Origin of the sequence: Rhizobium esperanzae (genome assembly GCF_014197615.1) — a bacterium.
Lineage (GTDB): Bacteria > Pseudomonadota > Alphaproteobacteria > Rhizobiales > Rhizobiaceae > Rhizobium > Rhizobium esperanzae_A.
In genome coordinates, this window is sequence record NZ_JACIFY010000003.1 from 278,812 (window position 1) to 297,519 (window position 18,708).

General features: G+C 60.8%; 18 protein-coding genes. 11 read left to right on the plus strand and 7 right to left on the minus strand.

Features of this window, described 5'->3' with window-relative positions:
• Nucleotides 1–140 precede the first annotated feature (140 nt).
• From GGD57_RS06080 to GGD57_RS06125, 10 genes are all read left to right on the plus strand, one after another.
• Nucleotides 141–893, plus strand: coding sequence for an SDR family oxidoreductase (locus GGD57_RS06080; RefSeq protein ID WP_184467844.1), 753 nt, complete (start codon nt 141–143; stop codon nt 891–893).
• A 424-nt stretch (nt 894–1,317) separates the two neighbouring features.
• Nucleotides 1,318–2,511, plus strand: a complete 1,194-nt coding sequence (gene repA / locus GGD57_RS06085; protein WP_010069193.1) for a plasmid partitioning protein RepA — start codon at nt 1,318–1,320, stop codon at nt 2,509–2,511.
• Between the two features lie 4 nt (nt 2,512–2,515).
• The gene (gene repB / locus GGD57_RS06090; protein WP_184467847.1) at nt 2,516–3,517 is read left to right on the plus strand and encodes a plasmid partitioning protein RepB; all 1,002 of its coding nucleotides are present in this window, start codon (nt 2,516–2,518) and stop codon (nt 3,515–3,517) included.
• A 154-nt stretch (nt 3,518–3,671) separates the two neighbouring features.
• Nucleotides 3,672–4,976, plus strand: coding sequence for a plasmid replication protein RepC (gene repC, locus GGD57_RS06095; RefSeq protein ID WP_184467849.1), 1,305 nt, complete (start codon nt 3,672–3,674; stop codon nt 4,974–4,976).
• Nucleotides 4,977–5,087: 111 nt separating this feature from the next.
• The gene (locus tag GGD57_RS06100; RefSeq protein WP_184467851.1) at nt 5,088–5,972 is read left to right on the plus strand and encodes a dihydrodipicolinate synthase family protein; all 885 of its coding nucleotides are present in this window, start codon (nt 5,088–5,090) and stop codon (nt 5,970–5,972) included.
• Between the two features lie 7 nt (nt 5,973–5,979).
• On the plus strand, nt 5,980–6,657 hold the full coding sequence (locus GGD57_RS06105) for a GntR family transcriptional regulator (protein ID WP_184467852.1): 678 nt from the start codon (nt 5,980–5,982) through the stop codon (nt 6,655–6,657).
• A 54-nt stretch (nt 6,658–6,711) separates the two neighbouring features.
• The gene (locus tag GGD57_RS06110) at nt 6,712–8,040 is read left to right on the plus strand and encodes an ABC transporter substrate-binding protein (protein ID WP_184467854.1); all 1,329 of its coding nucleotides are present in this window, start codon (nt 6,712–6,714) and stop codon (nt 8,038–8,040) included.
• Complete coding sequence (locus GGD57_RS06115; protein ID WP_184467856.1) at nt 8,040–8,978, plus strand: carbohydrate ABC transporter permease; 939 nt, start codon at nt 8,040–8,042, stop codon at nt 8,976–8,978. Before GGD57_RS06110 ends, GGD57_RS06115 begins: the two co-directional genes overlap by 1 nt.
• A complete protein-coding gene (locus GGD57_RS06120) occupies nt 8,978–9,793 on the plus strand; it encodes a carbohydrate ABC transporter permease (RefSeq protein WP_085740354.1) in 816 nt (271 codons plus the stop codon). Before GGD57_RS06115 ends, GGD57_RS06120 begins: the two co-directional genes overlap by 1 nt.
• A 121-nt stretch (nt 9,794–9,914) precedes the next feature.
• Nucleotides 9,915–10,883, plus strand: a complete 969-nt coding sequence (locus GGD57_RS06125; RefSeq protein WP_184468030.1) for a sugar kinase — start codon at nt 9,915–9,917, stop codon at nt 10,881–10,883.
• Nucleotides 10,884–10,949: 66 nt separating this feature from the next.
• Here the strand turns inward: GGD57_RS06125 and GGD57_RS06130 are convergent, their stop codons facing one another.
• On the minus strand, nt 10,950–12,767 hold the full coding sequence (locus GGD57_RS06130; protein ID WP_184467857.1) for a methyl-accepting chemotaxis protein: 1,818 nt from the start codon (nt 12,765–12,767) through the stop codon (nt 10,950–10,952).
• 160 nt (nt 12,768–12,927) lie between these two features.
• Between GGD57_RS06130 and GGD57_RS06135 the strand changes: the two genes are divergently transcribed.
• Nucleotides 12,928–13,098, plus strand: coding sequence for a hypothetical protein (locus tag GGD57_RS06135; RefSeq protein WP_184467860.1), 171 nt, complete (start codon nt 12,928–12,930; stop codon nt 13,096–13,098).
• Between the two features lie 110 nt (nt 13,099–13,208).
• Here the strand turns inward: GGD57_RS06135 and GGD57_RS06140 are convergent, their stop codons facing one another.
• The 6 genes from GGD57_RS06140 to flgK form a co-directional block, all read right to left on the minus strand.
• On the minus strand, nt 13,209–13,457 hold the full coding sequence (locus GGD57_RS06140) for a hypothetical protein (protein WP_184467862.1): 249 nt from the start codon (nt 13,455–13,457) through the stop codon (nt 13,209–13,211).
• 243 nt (nt 13,458–13,700) lie between these two features.
• Nucleotides 13,701–14,771, minus strand: a complete 1,071-nt coding sequence (locus GGD57_RS06145) for a DUF5666 domain-containing protein (RefSeq protein WP_184467864.1) — start codon at nt 14,769–14,771, stop codon at nt 13,701–13,703.
• The gene (locus GGD57_RS06150; protein ID WP_184467866.1) at nt 14,768–15,628 is read right to left on the minus strand and encodes a DUF6502 family protein; all 861 of its coding nucleotides are present in this window, start codon (nt 15,626–15,628) and stop codon (nt 14,768–14,770) included. Before GGD57_RS06150 ends, GGD57_RS06145 begins: the two co-directional genes overlap by 4 nt.
• A gap of 186 nt (nt 15,629–15,814) precedes the next feature.
• Nucleotides 15,815–16,189 (minus strand): hypothetical protein, encoded by a 375-nt coding sequence (locus GGD57_RS06155; protein WP_184467868.1) that lies wholly within the window; start codon nt 16,187–16,189, stop codon nt 15,815–15,817.
• A gap of 9 nt (nt 16,190–16,198) precedes the next feature.
• Entirely contained in the window at nt 16,199–17,245 is a 1,047-nt protein-coding gene (locus GGD57_RS06160) for a flagellar hook-associated family protein (protein WP_184467870.1), read from the minus strand.
• 2 nt (nt 17,246–17,247) lie between these two features.
• Complete coding sequence (flgK, locus tag GGD57_RS06165) at nt 17,248–18,708, minus strand: flagellar hook-associated protein FlgK (protein ID WP_184467872.1); 1,461 nt, start codon at nt 18,706–18,708, stop codon at nt 17,248–17,250.

The window sequence follows — 18,708 nt, forward strand, 5'->3', positions numbered from 1 at the left end:
CTGTTTGCGGTTCCCGATCGCCATCCTAAACCTTGGGTCTGCTCGGCTATACCTAGGGCTAAGGTAGCCACCCTCATGCATGATGGAAGGCTCTTGGCTTTCCGGTCATTGTCGATGTAATCGATCGCGAGGATGCCGACATGAAAATTACCGTGGTGGGAGCAAGCGGGCTCATCGGAACGCTGCTCAGCGAAGGCCTGCGCCGGTCAGGCCATGAGGTTACGGCGGCATCCTTGTCGCTTGGCGTCGATACGGTTACCGGCGCGGGCCTTGAAGCGGCCATAGCCGGAACCGACATCGTCGTCGATGTGACCAATGCCGCCTCCTTCGGCGACAGCGCTGCACTGGATTTCTTCAAGGAATCGACGAAGAATTTGCTCGCGGCCGCCGCTGAAGCCAGTGTTGCGCATTATCTCGCGCTTTCCGTCGTCGGTACGCCGCTGCTCGTGGAAAGCGACTATTTTCGTGCGAAAATGGTGCAGGAAAATCTTATCCGGGCGTCTAATCGGCCCTATACGATCCTCCGGTCCACGCAATTCTACGAGTTCATCAGCGGATTGATCGACATCGGTGCGCAAGGCGATGTCGTTCGATTGCCGCCAGCCTTGATGAGACCTGTCGCAGCCGGTGACGTCGCCGCCTTCCTGGCCGAATTGACCGTCTCGATGCCTTTGGGCGGCATCGTCGAGATCGGCGGCCCGGAACAGTTCGGTGTTGATGAGATCGCACGGATCTATCTCACCGCAAACGAAGACGAGCGGCCGGTGATCACCGATCCGTCCACGTCGTATTTCGGTGTCGAATTGACCGAGGATGCACTGCTTCCGGGCGATGGCGCGCGGATGGCATCCGAGACGCTCTCCGAATGGCTCTACCGATCGATGGCGGATTAGATCATCCCGATCGGCATTTTGTCGGCCGTTTTGTTCGCTCATCGCCTTTTCTCAGTCGTCTCGAACTGACCGGCGGCTTATTTTCGTCAGGCAACCGCCGAGCGCAGGCGACCGTTACGCACTGCCGGTAACAACCATCTGAAAATGACGGACAATAGGCTTTCCGGGCTGCCGGCGGCGTCGCAAAAAATTCAATGAACTTCATGTGCATAATGGGGGCATCGGCCTTGCTCGCCGGCGCTTCGGGCGGGTGCGAATCACCGGTAAGTGGACCCGGAAACTGCCGGATTGCCGAACCCGTTTTTCGTGGCTCGATCTGCCTTTTGGTTAAGCATTTGTAATTCGGTCACGAATCGCGGCATATAGTAACTGCGCAACTGAAGCGCTTTCGTTCAAAATTGCGCAGTTATTTGGGAAAAAGATCATGCAGCCGAGTCTTGCTCTTCAGGACGATCAAGAGCATCTCCCGTCGCTTCTGGCAACGGATGCCAAGGAGTTGTCCTATCAACTTCAGCAGCATCAGGCAAAAATCTTCCCGCCGCTGTCGCAAAAGACCATCAGAACATTTTCGCCGGCGGAGGCCGCAGCCTTTATCGGCATCGGCGAAGGTTATCTCCGGCAGGTGGCGGCCGACGGCCATGGGCCCGATCCTCTGGCAAACGGACGGCGGCTTTACAGCGCAACGGATATGGACCGGATTCGCCGGGTCCTCGACGAGCGAAACGGCACGCCGAAATATGTGCCGGCCCGCAGGCCGGGGGAAAAGCTCCAGATCGTCTCCGTCATGAATTTCAAGGGTGGCTCGGGCAAGACCACCACCGCGGCCCATCTGGCGCAGTTCATGGCGCTGAGGGGCTACCGCGTGCTCGCCGTCGACCTCGACCCGCAAGCCTCCTTGTCGGCCCTGTTCGGCCATCAGCCGGAATTCGACGTCGGCGAGGGCGAAACGATCTATGGCGCGATCCGCTATGAGGATCCGCGCCCCATCGCCGATATCGTGCGCGCCACCTACACGCCCAATTTGCATCTCATTCCGGGAAATCTCGAGCTGATGGAGTTCGAGCACGAGACGCCGAAGGCGATGTCGTCGGGTACGGCGGAGACGATGTTCTTCGCCCGCATCGGCGAAGTGCTGACGGAGATCGAAAGCCTTTACGACGTCGTCGTCATCGACTGCCCGCCGCAGCTGGGTTTCCTGACGATGTCGGCGCTCTGCGCGGCAACCTCAGTCCTGATCACGGTTCATCCGCAAATGCTCGACGTTATGTCGATGTCGCAGTTCCTGACGATGACGAGCGAGCTGATGTCGGTCGTGGAGAAGGCGGGCGGACGCACCAGCTATGACTGGATGCGTTATCTCGTGACGCGGTTCGAGCCGAACGACGGGCCGCAGAGCCAGATGACCGGCTTCATGCGGGCGATCTTCGGCAATCGCATGCTCCACAATGCGATGGTAAAGTCGACGGCGGTCGCCGATGCCGGCGTTACCAAGCAGACCCTCTACGAGGTCGAGCGATCGCAGTTTACCCGCGGAACCTATGACCGGGCGCTGGACTCCCTCAACCTGGTGAACGGCGAGATCGAGGCGCATATTCGTTCGACCTGGGGGAGGAAATAGATAGATGGCGCGTAAGAACCTCATCGAGATTTCCGCTCCGAGCCCGGCAAGAACCGAGGCAGTCGCACCGCGCGACAATCGACCGATCGCCGGTTTCGTGCCGCAGGAGCGCAGCGCTGCGCCGGTCGGCGGCATCACCAAAACGCTCGGAAACATTACCGAGAAAATGGAGCGGGCGAGTGAACTGGAACGGCAGCTCGCGGCCGGCCAGACCATCGTCGAGCTCGATACCGGCCTGATCGACGCCTCTTTCGTCAGCGATCGATTGGCGATCGATCCGACCGAACTCGCCCAGCTCGTCGAGCAGATCCGCGAGCACGGGCAGCAGGTTCCGATCCTGGTTCGCCCGCACCCCGAAACCAGGGGACGCTATCAGGTTGCCTACGGCCATCGTCGCCTGGCGGCCACGAAACAGATCGGCATCAGGGTACGAGCGGTTGTCCGCGATCTCACAGACGGCCAGCTGGTCGTCAGCCAGGGGCAGGAAAACAGCGCTCGAACCAATCTCTCCTATATCGAACGGGCGTTGTTTGCGTCGCGGCTCGAGGAGCGCAGCTTCGGCCGCGATGTCATCATGGCGGCCCTCGGCGTCGACAAGGCGGCCCTGTCGAGAATGCTGATCGTCATCCGGCAGGTGCCCCTCGATCTCATCAATGCCATCGGTGCGGCGCCCGATATCGGCCGGCGGCGCTGGCTGGAACTGGGTGAGCGTCTTGAAGACGCAGACATCGAGAAGATCATCGCCGAGTTGTCCGCGGACGACGCGCACAAAATCTCGAGCGACGAGCGCTTTCACCGCACCCTTGTGCTGGCAACGAAGCGGACGGCGGCGCCGAAGCCGGCAATTGCCAAAACCGCGGTCAGCGGCGTGCCTGTGATGGTCAAGAAAACGGCGTCCGGTGCGACCTTCGTCTTCGACGGCAAGACCGCCCCCGGTTTCGATCAATTCGTCCAGGAAAGGCTGCAGGGCCTGTTTCAGGAGTTCAAAAAGGACAGAGGAGCGTAACGCGCAAAAGAAAAAGGCCCCCAACGACGCCGTCGTGGAAGCCCTTCTCAGATCTTAAGCACATCGAGAATCGCATTTCCACGAATCACAGTCAAGCGTCTTAGGCACCAAATTGGTGGACGGTTTTCTTTTGCCTGAACGAAGGTGAAGGCAAATGGAGAGTGGATATGTGACGACGCCCTTTGGGCGGCGGCCGATGTCGCTTGGCATGCTGGCAAGCCAGCAACTGGCCGAGACCATCGAGCCGGGGATGAGACGCAGCAAATGGAAGCTGTTCAGGGCGATCTGCGAGGCACGTCCGGCGCTCGGCGTGAGCGATCGGGCGCTGACGGTGCTCGATGCGCTTTTGACCTTCTATCCCGATGACGAGATTTCCGAAGAGAAGGGCCTGATCGTCTTTCCCTCGAATGCGCAGCTTTCGCTCCGCGCCCGGGGAATGACGCCGGCGACATTGCGGCGGCATCTTGCCGTGCTGGTCGAGGCCGGCCTGATCCTGCGCAAGGACAGCCCGAACGGAAAGCGCTATGCGCGCCGCGACAGGGCAGGGGAGATCGGTGAGGCTTTCGGCTTCAGCGTCGCCCCACTGCTCGCACGCGCGGTTGAGATTGAAGGTCTGGCCGCCGAGGTGATTGCCGACCGGGAGCTCATCCGGGCGACCAGGGAACGTCTCACTGTCTGCCGGCGGGACATCTCCAAGCTGATCTCAGCAGCGCTCGATGAAGCGGTACCCGGCGACTGGGAGCAGATGTCGTTGATGTTTCGCGATCTCGTGCGCAGGATTCCGCGCGTGGCGGGAGCCGAGGAATTGACGGCACTGCTCGACGAGATGGTCCTGCTGCGCGACGAAACCGTCAACCTGCTGGAAAGACATATAAAATTACAAAAAATAGACGCCAATGAGTCTCAGATTGAGCGTCACAAACAGAATTCAAACCCCGACTCCACATCTGAACTTGAACCAAGCTTCGAACCGAAGCAGGGCGCGAAGCCGGCGGGTGATAACGACCCGATCGCCGGGCCGCAGGACGAACAGGGATTGAAACATCCGGCATCGACCGCCGCAATCAGCCGCAGGAGATCCGGCGTGGCCGAACCTGTGGCAGGACATACGCTGAAATCCTTCCCGCTTGGTCTGGTTCTTCAGGCCTGCCCGCAAATTCTCGATTATGGGCCGGGCGGAACGATCGGCAACTGGCGCGACCTGATGTCGGCTGCGGTCGTCGTCCGCTCGATGCTCGGCGTCAGCCCCTCGGCCTATGAGGAAGCCTGCACCGGCATGGGGCCGGAAAATGCCGCGACCGTGATCGCCTGCATTCTGGAAAGGGGCGGACACATCAATTCGCCCGGCGGCTATCTCCGCGATCTCACGCGAAGGACCGAGCGAGGGGAATTTGCGATCGGCCCGATGCTGATGGCGCTGGTGCGGGCAAACGGTGGTACGGCAAAACGTGTGGGCTGATTGAAAGGAAACGGCAGCGGCGATCGCAAAGCGGGATGGCACGCAATCACCTCTTTACAACTAACATGTCAGCCTGCTACATCTAATCCCAACAATCGGGAGGAAGCATATTTGACCCAGAAATTCGGGCTGTCAGTCGCTCTCGCCACGCCGTTCGACAGCAATGGCGATATTGCGATCGATGTTATGATCGCGCAGGCAAGGCGATGCCTCGCTGCCGGATGCTCGAGCGTAACCCTGTTCGGAACGACAGGAGAAGGCTCCTCCATCGGAAACCGGGAACGTGAGCGCGTCTTCGCGGCCTTTCTCGATGCCGGGATCGCGGCAGGAAACATCATCGTCGGCGTGCTGGTCGATGCCGCCGAGGATGCGGCGATGCAGGCCGATCATGCTCTTTCCCACGGCGTTCGTAATATCCTTCTTGCTCCGCCGTCCTATTTCAAGAACGTCAGCGACGACGGTGTCTTTCGGTGGTTTGCGGCCGTCTTCGCCATGCTGGGAGACAAGGCGCGTGATATGATCGTCTACAATCTTCCGTCGCTCACCATGGTTCCGCTGACCGTGTCGCTGATCGGACGGCTGCGGACCGCCTTTCCCAATATCGTGACGGGCGTCAAGGATTCTTCCGGCGACTGGCCGTATACCGAAAGCCTGCTCAAGGCGCATGGCGATCTCATCATCCTGGTGGGCGATGAACGGCATCTCGCCAGGGGCGTGCGGCTTGGCGGCCAAGGGGCGATCTCCGGCATGGCGAATATTGTACCGCGCGACGTCAGGCTGATGGCCGAAGAGGGCAAGGACGACCCCCGCATCGAGGGTTTCGTGGCCGAACTGCTGAAACAGCCTGTTGTCCCGGCCGTGAAGGCCATGGTGGCGCACGTGACGGCGGAGGAAATCTGGCTTGCCGTCCGTCCGCCGCTCGCTTCAATATCAGCCGAGGGGCAGGCGCAGCTCGCTCTTGCTTTCGATCGTCTTTTCCAGTCGAAAGCGGCATAGGTCAGGCATGTTTCGGGAAGAGGCGATGGACGAAATGGACGAGCAGCCGACGCTGCGGGAAAAGGCGTATGCGAGCTTCACGCGCCATCTTCTTGCGCGTGACGTGCGTCCCGGCCAGTTCGTCTCCCAGCGCCGTCTCGTAGAGCTGACGGGACTGACGCTCGGCGCCATTCGTGAACTCATCCCCAGGCTCGAAGCCGAAGGGCTAATCAAGACCGTGCCGCAACGGGGTTTGCAGATCGCTCACATCGATCTCAACCTTATTCGTGAGGCATTCCAGCTGCGCGTCTTCCTGGAGAAGGAGGCCGTGGCGCTTTTCACCCGGTCAGCGTCGGACGAGACGATCGCAAAGCTTTTGAAGCAGCATCGCGATATCGCCGACGCCATCCGCAGCGGCGACGGCTCGCATGAGCTGGAACTGCGCGCGCAAGCCGTCGATTGGGGCATGCATGATGCCTTTATCGATGCGCTTGGAAATACCATCATCTCGAACGCCTACCGCGTAAACTCGATCAAGATGCGCCTGATCAGCCAGGATCGGTTTCGCATCGACGGTCACGTCGGGCCTGTCATGGGCGAGCATCTGAAGGTGCTCGAGGCGATCGAGCGACGATCGGCGGAGGACGCCGTCAACAGCCTTGTCGCACACATCAACGGTGCAAGGGATCGTGCGCTGAGGATATAATCGGGAATAATCAGCCGGAGGTGAGGAGATCGCCGGCAAAAAGAGGAGGATCACATGCCATCATTTTTGAACCCGACGCGAAGAGGCTTTCTGGCAGGGACGGCCGCGCTTGGGGCCGGCAGCATGCTCGGCATGCGCTCGGCATTTGCCGCCGTCGACTGGAAGCGCTTCACCGGCACGACGCTCGAAGTCAACCTGGTCAAGAGCCCGCGCAGCGAAATCCTTCTGAAGTACCTGCCTGAATTCGAGACGCTGACCGGCATCAAGGTCAATGCCGAGGCGACGCCCGAACAGCAGCAGCGCCAGAAGACGACGATCGAGCTCAGCTCCGGCAAACCGAGCTTCGACGTCGTGCACATGAGCTACCATGTCCAGAAACGGCAGTTCGAAAAGGGCGGCTGGCTTGCCGATATCAGCGGCTTCCTCAAGGATCCTTCGCTGACCGACCCGTCGCTCACCGAGGGCGATTTCGCCGAAGCCGGTCTTGCCTTCGCCAAGGACGCCGGCGGCGTTCTGCGCTCTCTTCCCTTTTCTGTCGATTACTGGATCATCTACTGGAACAAGGCGCTGTTCGAGAAGAAGGGGCTTGCCTATCCCACGAGCTTCGACGAACTGGCAAGTGCCGCCGAAGCGCTGACCGACCCTTCGACCAACACCTACGGCTTCGTCGCCCGCGGCCTCAAGAACGCCAATACGCCGGTCTGGACGTCACTGCTGCTCGGTTACGGCTCGAGCCCGCTCGGCCCTGATGGCAAGCTGCGCACGACATCGCCCGAAGCGGTCGATGCGGCCAAGCTCTATCAGAAGCTGATGACCAAGACCGCCCCTCCCGGCGTCTCCGGCTTCAACTGGGCCGAGGCGCAGTCGGCCTTCCTGCAGGGCAAGATCGGCATGTGGCTCGATGGCGTCGGCTTTGCGCCGCCGATCGAAAATCCGGAAAAATCGCGTGTCGTCGGCCAGGTCGGCTACGGCATCATGCCGAAAGGCCCGAAGGCACAGGCCGCAGGCACCTTCGGCGACGGGCTTGGCGTCGTCGCGGCAAGCCAGAAGAAGGAAGCCGCTTACCTCTTCTGCCAATGGGCGATTTCGCATGAAATGGGCGCGCGCCTGCTGCAGGCCGGCGCCGGCGTTCCCTTCCGTCAGTCCGTGCTGGAGGATGCAAAGGTCCGCGAAGGCGTCAAGATGCCGGCCGCATGGCTGGATGCCGTCGTCGGCTCCGGCAAGATCTCGCAGCTTGCCCTGCCGGTCATCATTCCGGTCACCGAGTTCCGCGACATCTATGGCGTCGGTCTGACCAACATGATCGGCGGTGCCGATCCTGAAGCCGAGCTGAAGGCCGCGACGGCACAGTTCGAACCCGTCCTGGCGAAAAGCGAGGGATAATGACCTCGGCAAGCATCGAAACGGCCGCAGCGGCCAAGGCGTCGAAAGGAGGGAGCAAACCGGATCGGTTTGCTCCCAACTACTGGCCCTTCGTCATCCCGGCGCTCATCGTCATATCCGCCGTCATCGTCTTTCCATGGGTGTTTACGGTATGGATGAGCGTCAACAGCTGGACGCTAGGCCAATCCCAGGTGTTTGCCGGGCTTGATAATTATATCAGACTCGCCACCGACGTGCGCTTCTGGGAGTCGCTCTGGCATACAGTGCTCTATACGACGCTGTCCGTCGTGGTTCCGCTTTTTCTGGGGACGCTCGCCGCGCTGATCTTCGATGCGCAATTCCCGCTGCGCGGTCTTATCCGCGGCATATTCGTGATGCCGATGATGGCGACCCCGGTCGCCATCGCCCTCGTCTGGACGATGATGTACCATCCGCAGCTCGGCGTGCTTAACTATCTCCTTTCCTTCGTCGGCATCGGCCCGCAGGAATGGATCTACAATCAGCGCAGCGTCATTCCCTCGCTGGTTCTGGTCGAAAGCTGGCAGTGGACGCCGCTCGTCATGCTGATCGTGCTCGGGGGGCTGGCGGCGGTTCCGCGCGAACCTTATGAAAGTGCCGAGATCGACGGCGCCAATGTCTGGCAGAAATTCCGCTATCTCACGCTGCCGATGATCGCGCCGTTCCTGATGATCGCGGTGATCATCCGCAGCATCGATGCGGTGAAGAGCTTCGACATCATCTATGCCATGACCCAGGGCGGCCCGGGCACGGCATCGGAAACGATCAACATCTATCTCTACAACACCGCCTTCGCCTATTACGATATCGGCTACGGCTCGGCCATGGCGGTGGTCTTCTTCATCCTCATCGTGCTGCTCTCCTTCGTCCTGATGATGATCCGGCAGCGCGTGAACTGGTCCGACGGGGAGGCACGCTGATGAAGCGCAAGACGCTCGATCGCATCGGGCTGCTGTTCGTTGCCGTGGTGATGATCTCGCCGGTCGTCCTGTTCTTCCTCTGGATGATTTCGCTGTCGCTGAAATACGAGATCGACAACGGCGCCTACCCGCCGATCTTCATTCCGGAGCGTTTTGCCTGGTCGAACTATGTGAAGGTTTTCGAGGAGAACAACTTCTTCCTCTATCTCTGGAATTCGGTGCTGGTGACGGGTGCGGCCACGCTTCTGGCGCTCCTGATCGGCGTTCCGGCCGGATATGGAATCGCCCGCCTGAAGGCGGAGAAGTCGGCAATGGTCATCATGATCGCGCGCATGACGCCCGGCCTTTCCTTCCTGATCCCGCTCTTCCTGCTGTTTCAATGGCTGAACCTGCTCGGCACGCTGCTGCCGCAGATCATCATCCATCTCGTCGTCACCGTACCGATCGTCGTCTGGATCATGATCGGCTATTTCGAGACGACGCCGATGGAGCTGGAAGAGGCCGCAAGCATCGACGGCGCCACACCCTGGCAGGTCTTCCGCATGGTCGCCTTGCCGATCGCCAAGCCCGGCATCGTCGTCGCCTTCATCCTGTCGGTGATCTTTTCCTGGAACAACTTCGTCTTCGGCATCGTGCTCGCCAGCCGCGAGACCCGCACGCTTCCGGTCGCGGTCTACAACATGCTGTCGTTCGAACAGGTCAGCTGGGGCCCGCTCGCTGCAGCCGCCTTGATCGTTACCTTGCCGGTGCTGATCCTGACGGTGTTTGCGCAGCGGCAGATCGTGGCGGGCCTGACGGCCGGCGCCGTCAAGTGAGCCGATGAGACGACGGCCGTGACGACTTCTTCCGCCTTCGATCCGCCTGCCAGAACAGGATGATTTTAGGCCGGTCGGCCTAGAATCTGAATCCTGTTCTAAATTAAAGAGTTAGAGCATGATGTCGTCCGAAAACCGCTTACACTTTTCGGCATCATGCTCTAGCCCGGCGCGCCGCGTGCTCTGCGTCGGCGCGGCGGTGCTCGACACGCTGTTTCGCGTGCGCTCGTTACCAACCGGCCAGGGCAAGATCCTGCCCTACGATATGCTGCAGGTCGCCGAGGGCATGGCGTCGAGCGCGGCCTTTGCCGTCGCCCGGCTGGGCGGCCATGCCAGCCTCTGGGGTGCCGTCGGCGAGGACGCCACCGGCGAACGCATCATTGCAGATCTCGGGAATAGCGGCATAGACACGAGCGGTATGCTGCGCGTGGCGGGCGCCCGCTCGGCCGTCTCGACGATCCTCATTGACGATCAGGGCGAGCGCCTGATCGTGCCCTTCTACGATGCGGGCCTGCACGATACCGCCAAACCGGTCACACAGCAGGATGTTTCGTCTTTCGATGCTGTGCTCGTCGATGTCCGGTGGCCGAAGCTTGCGCTGCGCACGCTCTCGGCAGCGAGAGAGGCGGGCAAGCCGGCCATTCTCGATGGCGATGTTGCCGGCGAGGGCGTGATCGAGATGCTTGCGCCGGCAGCCAGCCACATCGTGTTCTCACAGCCGGCCGCCGAGCGCCTGACCGGAACGGCCGAGCTGGCCAAGACCGTCGGCCTTCTGAAGCGAAAGTTCGAGCATGCCTTCATCAGCGTTACGGCAGGCGAAAACGGTTGCTTCTGGTTCGATGACCGAAGCGGCAAAATCGTCCATCTTGCCGCTCCGAAGGTGAGGACGGTCGATACGCTCGCAGCCGGCGATATCTTCCATGGCGCTTTCGCGCTGGCGACAGCGGAAGGCTTGCCGATCGCAGAGACGATGCGCATGTCGTCCATGGCGGCGGCGCTCAAATGCCAGGTGTTCGGCGGGCGCACCGGCGCGCCCACCAGAGCGGAGGTTTGCGATGCCCTGCGAGGTTGGAGCGTCGGGCAGCAATGATGCCGGCGCATCACCTGAACCAGCTTCGACGTGACGCGCTTTGGAGCGATGGAAATGCGATGCGCGTCAGGCAGCTCTCTGCGGTCTGGACATGCTGGCCGCAGCATCGATCTGAAAGCGCCTGACGACGCCTTCCAGTGTCTGTGTTTGAGAGCCGAGCGCACGGCAGGCCGAGGCGGTTTCCACGGCCATCGTCGCGTTGTGTTGCGTCACCTGATCGAGCGCGTTGACGGAGGCGTTGATCTCGCTGATCGCGACCGCCTGCTCGGAAGACACCGAAACGATCCGGGCGATCAGGTTGGCAACCTGCTCGACCTGCCCTTCGATTTCCAGGAGCGCCTTGCCGGTGCGGTTGACGAGCTCCACGCCGGTGGAAACCTGGGCCGAGGAGGTGGAAATCAGCGCCCGGATTTCCTTGGCGGCGTTGGCCGAGCGCATAGCGAGTTCGCGCACTTCCTGCGCCACGACGGCAAAACCCTTGCCCGCTTCGCCGGCACGGGCGGCTTCAACCCCGGCATTGAGCGCCAGAAGATTGGTCTGGAAGGCGATTTCGTCGATGACGTTGACGATGTCGCCGATCTGCGAGGACGAGCCTTCGATCCTTTCCATCGCAGCGATCGCTTCGCGAACCACGGCCGCCGAATGTTCGGCGCTGCTGCGCGTCTCGACCATCATGCCAGTCGCCTTGCCGGCGTGATCAGAGGCGTCTTTCGCTTTGGCATTCATTTCACCGAGCGCTGTCGTGGCCTCTTCGAGCATCGCTGCTTGTTGTTCCGTGCGCACCGCAAGGCTCTCGGTAGCGCCGGTAATGTCGGCCGAGGAACTGCCCACCTGTTTGGAGGTTTGGGCGATTTCGGCCATCGAGGCGGAAAGCGCGTCCATGCTGTTGTTGAATTTTGCGCGCAAAGTCTCGTAGGTGGTCGCGAATGGTGTCGTAATCCGGCAGTCGAGCTTGCCGGTCGAAAGCTGTTCCAGGCCATAGGTCAGTTGATCGATCACCGTTTGGCGGATCTGCTCCTCGGTGGCCTTTTCGGCCAGCTGGCTGCGTTCGCGCTCAAATTCCGCATCACGACGCGCCGTTTCGCGTGTCTGGGCCTCCTGCCGCTCGAGCGCATTGCGGCGGAAGACCGCCACGGCCTTGGACATGGCGCCGATCTCGTCGGAACGGTTGGCATAGGGAACGTCGGTTGAAAAGTCGCCTTCGGCGAGGTTGCCCATATAGGCCTTCATGCCATCGAGCGGCAAGATTGCCCGGCGGCGCAGAAAGTAGAGTCCCACCAGCAGCAGCCCGAACGACCCGAAGCCGGCTGCACCCGCATAGATCGTCCAGGTTACGATTTCCGAGGCTGCGTTCTTTTCTTCGCCCTTCAGGAAGGCGTCGGAATTCGCGACGAGTTTCTCCACAGCATCCTGGTGCGCATGGAAGGCGACGCGCAATTGCTCGATCGCGCCGTGCGCCTTGTCTTCATCCTTGGCATTCAGCGCCGGGATGATCTCCCGGTTCATCACGTCCCAGAATGCATCGCCCTTGGCCAGCACATCGTTTTCCAGCTCGTCCTTCAAAGCCTGCGGCAGCCGGGTGGTTTTCCAATAGGCGCGACGGTCGTCATAGGCGGCCTTCAGATTGGCAATCTTGGCAAGGTTGGTTTCGGTGAGTTCGGGAAATTTGCTCGCTTCGAAGGAGAGCATGTAGGATTCGACCACGAAGAGCGGCGGCGGCAGAATATCGGCGATCAGATCCTTGCCGTAGACCACCTGCTCGTAGACAGGGCCATTGACTTTCAGCCGTTCGAGCGCCGATTGCTGCAATCCGATCGACATGAAAAGGCCGGCTGAAACGGCGACACCAAATGCCACCAGACTACGGGCAATAGTAAAAGCCAAGGTCGTCTCCAAAATAATTTGTGGCTTCTGCGTGTCGAGAGGCCTGATCTACGTACAGCATTATTTCGGAAGAACGCTGAGATATGGTTAATTCTTTTAACATCGGGGGCTTAGCCGATCTTCCCAGCCTGAGTTCAGCCGTCCAAAATTGGGGTGGTTGATGAATTGGGGAAACTATTTTCGGTATCAAGCCACCAACAGCTATCCTGATGGCTTGCAGGACATTGCTTTATTTATCGCAAAGGAGATTGGTATGGCCGAACCCCAGCTTTCCCGCGCAAGGCGCATGATCTTGCTCACCGGCTGCCCGCCACGAAAAACGCTCGCTTGAAGCCGCCGTCGTCAAGCCTGGCCGGCGGGCACGTGGGGGCATCGAGATTTAATTTTCTCGATACCAGCATGTTTCGGATGCTTTGTGAAAGTCGCTCAGCAGCGGGCCGCTCAGGCCAAGCGCATCAGCATTTCATTGAGGTCGCTGATCTCTTGCAACAGCTCGACCAATCTATCCGTATCGTCCTGGCTGAGCCGGCCCGTTTCGCCGCTGCTATTCCAAAGAAGTTGGAATTCGTGGCTCATGTGCAGCGCGCTGTTCATGATGTCGAGGATTTGCGCACGGTTTTCCCAGGTTGCAACGACGGGCGGTTCGTCCATCTCGATCGAAATATCCGGTTCACGTTCCAGCAAAAGCAATTTCTGATTCCTCTTGAACGGTGACGATCTGTTCGGGTGGCGCCTGTCGGGGCGGCCATCCTTTGCAATGACTCGTAAACACGGTTCGACTGAAAAGCGGCTGAAAATCAAAGCGATTGGCTAGCGGGCGTGGGGCGGACCCGTTAGCCAATCGGCAAGTCCCTCTTGAGGTAACCCAAACGAGATTCGCAAGGACCATAAAATGGGAAAATTTCCCATTTGTCAACATGGCTGATTGTGCTTTCAGTGCGGGCCCGGCCCCCCGGGCGGTGGTCCTGGGGGACGGCCGCCAGGACCGGATGGCCGGCCTTGTCTGTTCGGGTCCGGAAAATCTCCGTCTGGCCGGCCTCTGCCGAAAGGCGAATGATCGGGCCGCGGTCCATCCCAGGGGCCGTGCGGGGGGCGGGGACCCAACCCATCCGGACCGGGTCCTCCTGGAAAGCCCGTCATCCCGCTCGAATCCCGTACGCCGATATCGACGAAGCCATGACCATCAGGCGGCGGCGACATCGGACCGGAAGGCGCCGAACCTGGCCCCGAGCCGGCCTGGCCTCTATCGGTGGGCCGGAAGGTCTCGACATTGACGATGCCGCGTTTCAAGCCCGGCACCACCGGTTCAGTCTGAATGCGCGTAATGATCAATCGATCGGCGACCGCCTTGAGACGCACCAGCGTCTGCTTGCCGGCGAGATAGCCATGCGTGCTTCCAAGTGAAAGGCCGCCGATCAGGACGCGATTGCCGCTCTTGACGGGGACGCCGCGGATATGGGCGCCATCCGAAACGGAGCGCGGCTCGATACGCCGTGCAATGATCGTTCCATCAGGTTTGCGGATGCCGAATACGGCAACCCGCTTGCCTTTCCGCAGGCCCTTTGTGGACAAACCTGATGTGTCGACGGTTTGCGAAAGTATTCTTATCCCGGTCTTGTCCATGCGGTCGATACGGCCCTGGACTTCGCTGACGATCGTGATGCGGGCGGCGCGTTTTCCCGTCAAAAGCACCCGCGCGACATGGCCGATCTTCATCGCGCTCGCCGGAACGCGCCGACCGTCGATCTCGACCGGTGTCGTCGCGCTGAACGGTATGTGGATATTGTTGACGATGATGCTGCCAAAACCCTGGATCGTTCCGACGATCCCGGTTCCACCGATCCCGTGATCGTCGTTCTCGCCGCCGCCGATGGAAAGCCCGGAGCCGCCGATACCATGATCGCCGGTGCCTGTCGGCTGCGCGGCTGTCATCGCAGGCATCAGCACCTGGAGCGCTATTCCGCCCAGCAGAAACTGTCTTCTGGAGATCGTCGACGGGCTCATTCGCCAGCCTCCGTCCCGGTGGCTTCTGCCTGAAGATCCGCCTCACGCTCCTCGGTCATGACGTAGACGCCCGAGATCCAGCGGCTGTTGCCGCCGGGATCGTCCTTGATGGCCTGATGGGCGAGCTTGTTGAGCTTGAGGAGCAGCGCCATGCCTTCCTCGCGCGCGATTTCGTCGAGCCGGGCGGCCAGCGCCGGCGACATGCCGTCGTAATGAACCGCGCGTTCGAAATAGGGAGGCGGGTCGTTCATCAGGTTCATGACCGACGCCTGCACATGGTCACGAAGATTGCGGGTAAAATAATGCCGGCGGGCTTCGTCGCCGGCATTGGGGACGATCGAGGAGAGGTTGAGCCGGACCCAGCCGTTTTCATCGACAATGACGACCCCTCTGTCCAGCCAGTCATCGAGGATGGAGCGGGGATGGACGTCCTTGGTGATGTCGCTCACCAGGCTTTCGAAGGACGGGCCGCCATCGCTGGAGGTCCGGGGCAGGGCGGTCGGTCGATCCTCCGCATCGCAATAGAGCGGATCGGCCAGCCACCTGGCCAGGATCCGGCTCGTCTGGGAAACGCCGACGGTCAAAAAGGATGCATCAGGCGCCTGTCCGCGCAGCCGGTTGACGTCCTTGCGATGGATGCCCGTCAGAAGCGAGATGCGGCTATCCGTCTGCTGCTTGTTCGGCAGCGCGAACTCCTTCTCCGCGACCTCGATATAGAGGCGGCGAAGAACGGCGGTGAAGGCGGTGAAGTTGAAGCCTGAGGCGAGAGCGAGCTTGACCAGCGGCCGCAGCACGCGGACAAGCATGGCCTGCAGGGTCTCTTCGGAGAAGGGCAGCTTCGCGCGCGGTTTCGACATCAACAACACACTCGGTCTTTCATAGACCCATCTGTGGGCAGACCTTCGACAATCGCCTTCGATCTCCCTATGGCAAAGTCCAGAATGCTGCAATGGACAAGCGGTGTGCAAGGCCGGCATATCCGGCGCACGATCGCGGCGAGGGTGCGATCGCACCACCTTCCGGGCGATCTTTCTGTTTTTCTGTCAATGCGTTACCGGATGCGGCTCGGGTGAAAGCACCGCTCCTTGGCTCCAGTCGATCAGCCGGTCGATCCGCGCAATCTTGTGGAAAACCTCGAAGACGTCGAAAGCAGCGCCCCGCTCGATATGGCCTGCCAGCAGCTTACAGAGCTCGAATATTTCAGGGGGCGTGCCCGTCATCTCGACACCGTCATCGGTGAAGACACCCGATCGTGGCCATGCCCGCGCCTGCCCTTCGTCCAGCTTGCTGCCGACGAAGGGGATCGTGTCGATGATGCCGGAGGCGAGCGCGAAGGCGGCTTCCGCCACGATTTCGGAGCAGGCCGTGCTGGGTTGTTTCCTTAAGGCTGGTATCTGCAACCGCTTGAACTCCTTCATTTTGATCCGTCAGAGATAGTTGACCAGGCTCAGACCCTGGAGCTTGGAAACGAGCGTGTAGGCCGTTTCCAGTTGCGTCTGCAGTTCGTTGACGAGGGTCGACGCCTCATAGGCATCCACGCCCTGGAGATCGACGAGGTTTCCTTGAAGCAGGCTCGACTGGGCATCGAGGGCGTCATTCGCCTTTTCGACCCGTTCCTGCGAGAGGCCGAGCTGGCTCTGCTGCGTCACGATGCCTGATGTCGCCTGAGCCGCATAACCAATCGCCTTCGATGCGACGGTGCTCTGCGCGTCGGCGCTGAGATCCTGGCTGAAGAGGGCGGAGACGACGACGGAGGCAAGCGCCAGATAACGCATACCTTCGGAATTGGCGTTGGTGGACGAGGTGATGGTTTCCGAGCTGCTGATGCGGCTGGTCATGTCGGTGCTGGAAGCGGTCGACCAGCCGCTCGAAGCGTCCGTCCAGGCACTTTCGGAGAACATCGGTTCGACGGTGTCGGTGATGAAAGTGCCGATTTCCTCACCGGTCAACTCGTTGACATCTTTTCCCAGACCGGTTGCATAGTCGCCCAGCGCCGTGACGATCGCATCCGAAGTGGTAGAGGTTTGATCGGTCAGCGGCTGGCTGTCGAGGTTCGTTCCGGCAAACAGGAACTCGCCATTGACCGACGTATTCGCCATCGAGATCAGTTGCGAAATCGTAGCACCTGCGGTCTGCAGGGTAACGGCGATACTCGTCGTATCCTGGCTCGCCTGGAGAGCGGTCAGGTTCGAGACCAGGCTGTCGCCGGCGTCCTTGAGGCTTGAAAGGGCGGTCTGCGATGCGTCCATGCGCAATCCGACGACGGCATTGCTCGATTGGAATGATGTGGCCTGGTCGATGGCGCTGGTCAGATTGATCGACTTTGCGGCGCCGGCGCCAAGGGATACGCCGATATCGGCGTAGGTCCCGGTCGTCGCCTCCGTCGAAGCCTGCTGCAGCTTGGTCTGCGATTGGCTGATAGTCAGACGCAGGACGGTCTGCATCGCCGATGATGAGACGAAAGAGGCTTTCATGGCTAGCTCGCTATGTCGAGGAGCGACTTGAACATCTCGTCGATGACGTTCAGGATCTTTGTCGCCGCCTTGTAGGATTGTTCGATGTCGAGAAGGAGCGTCAGCTCCTCATCAAGGTTGACGCCGGCTTCGTTGGAATAGGCCTCGTCGGAACGCGATAGCGCCGCAGCGGTGTTTTCGGAGGCCGACGTCGCATCGCTGCGATATTGTTCCAGCCAGCCGATAGAGGAACTGGCATAGTCCGTCAGGCTCTGTGTCGTGGAAAGACCGGCGTCGGAGGAGAACGAGCGCTGTTCCGTCAAAGCCGAATACAGGGCGTCGAGATTGTCCGAGAAGCCGCTGTCTCCGGCGGTGTTGAGATCGGTGATGCCGCTGATCGTTCCATCGCGCAGCTTCGTCGCATCGCCGCCCTCGCTGGTGACGACGGCAAGATTGACGGAGATCGTCGAGGCGATCCCTGTCGTGTCGTCGGAGGCACCGGGCGTTCCCCCGGTTGCGCCGGCCGCCGTCGTCCAGACGAAAAGTCCGGGAGCGCTGGTGCTGCCGTCGGTTTCCGAGAAGGCCTGGACGAGGGATTTGGCAATTTCGTCGAGCTGGGCCTGGAATGTCGGCGCGATTTCGTCGCGAAGCTGCAGCAGTGCCTGCAGGCTGCCCGAGGCAGTCGTCGTCGATCCCTCGCCGGCGTCAAGCGTCACGCCGTCGATATAGACGGAATTGCCCTCGGTTCCGGCGACGTAGGTTGTCGTCGGGACGTATGTGACGGTGCGCGGTACGGTCTCGAACAGCACTGTGCCGTCCGAGGTGTAGAGCGCCATGTCGTTGTTGTCGCGCACGGTGGTGGTGACGCCGACGATCGAGGAGATCTGCTTCAGGAGCTTTTCACGCTCGTCGAGTGCCGAGGACGTATCTGCGCCGGTCGCGGTCGCCTGCTTGACCGCGTTGTTGGCCGTCTCGAACTGTGACAGCAGCGTATTCAGCGAGGAGACCTGCGTGGCGATGTCCGCATCGGCGTCGGCCCTGATCGACTGGACGCCGTCGCTTGCGGTATTCAGGGAATTGGCAAGATCCTGCGCGGCGGTGACGGCCGATTGCGCCGCGGTCGTGCTGCTCGGCGATGTTGCGTATGTCTGCAGAGCCTGCTGGAATCCCGAGAGATAGGTGCTCGGCGAGGTCTCGTAATCGTTGCCTCCCATCAGCGATTTCAGGCTTTCGAGGCCGGTCACCAGGGTCTGCTGGGCGCTGTCCTTGGCATTCGACTGCAGATACTGGGCCAGCAGCGCAGTTTCCTGCGCCCGGCTGATGCTGACGACCTGCGCGCCGGACAGGGACGTCGTGATCGACGCCTCCCGTCTGACATAATCGGAATTTCCGACATTGGCGATGTTGGTCGAGATGACGCTGCTTTGCTGGCCCGTATTGTTGAAAATACTTTGGGCGCTGTTCAAGGCGGAGGTGAGCGACAT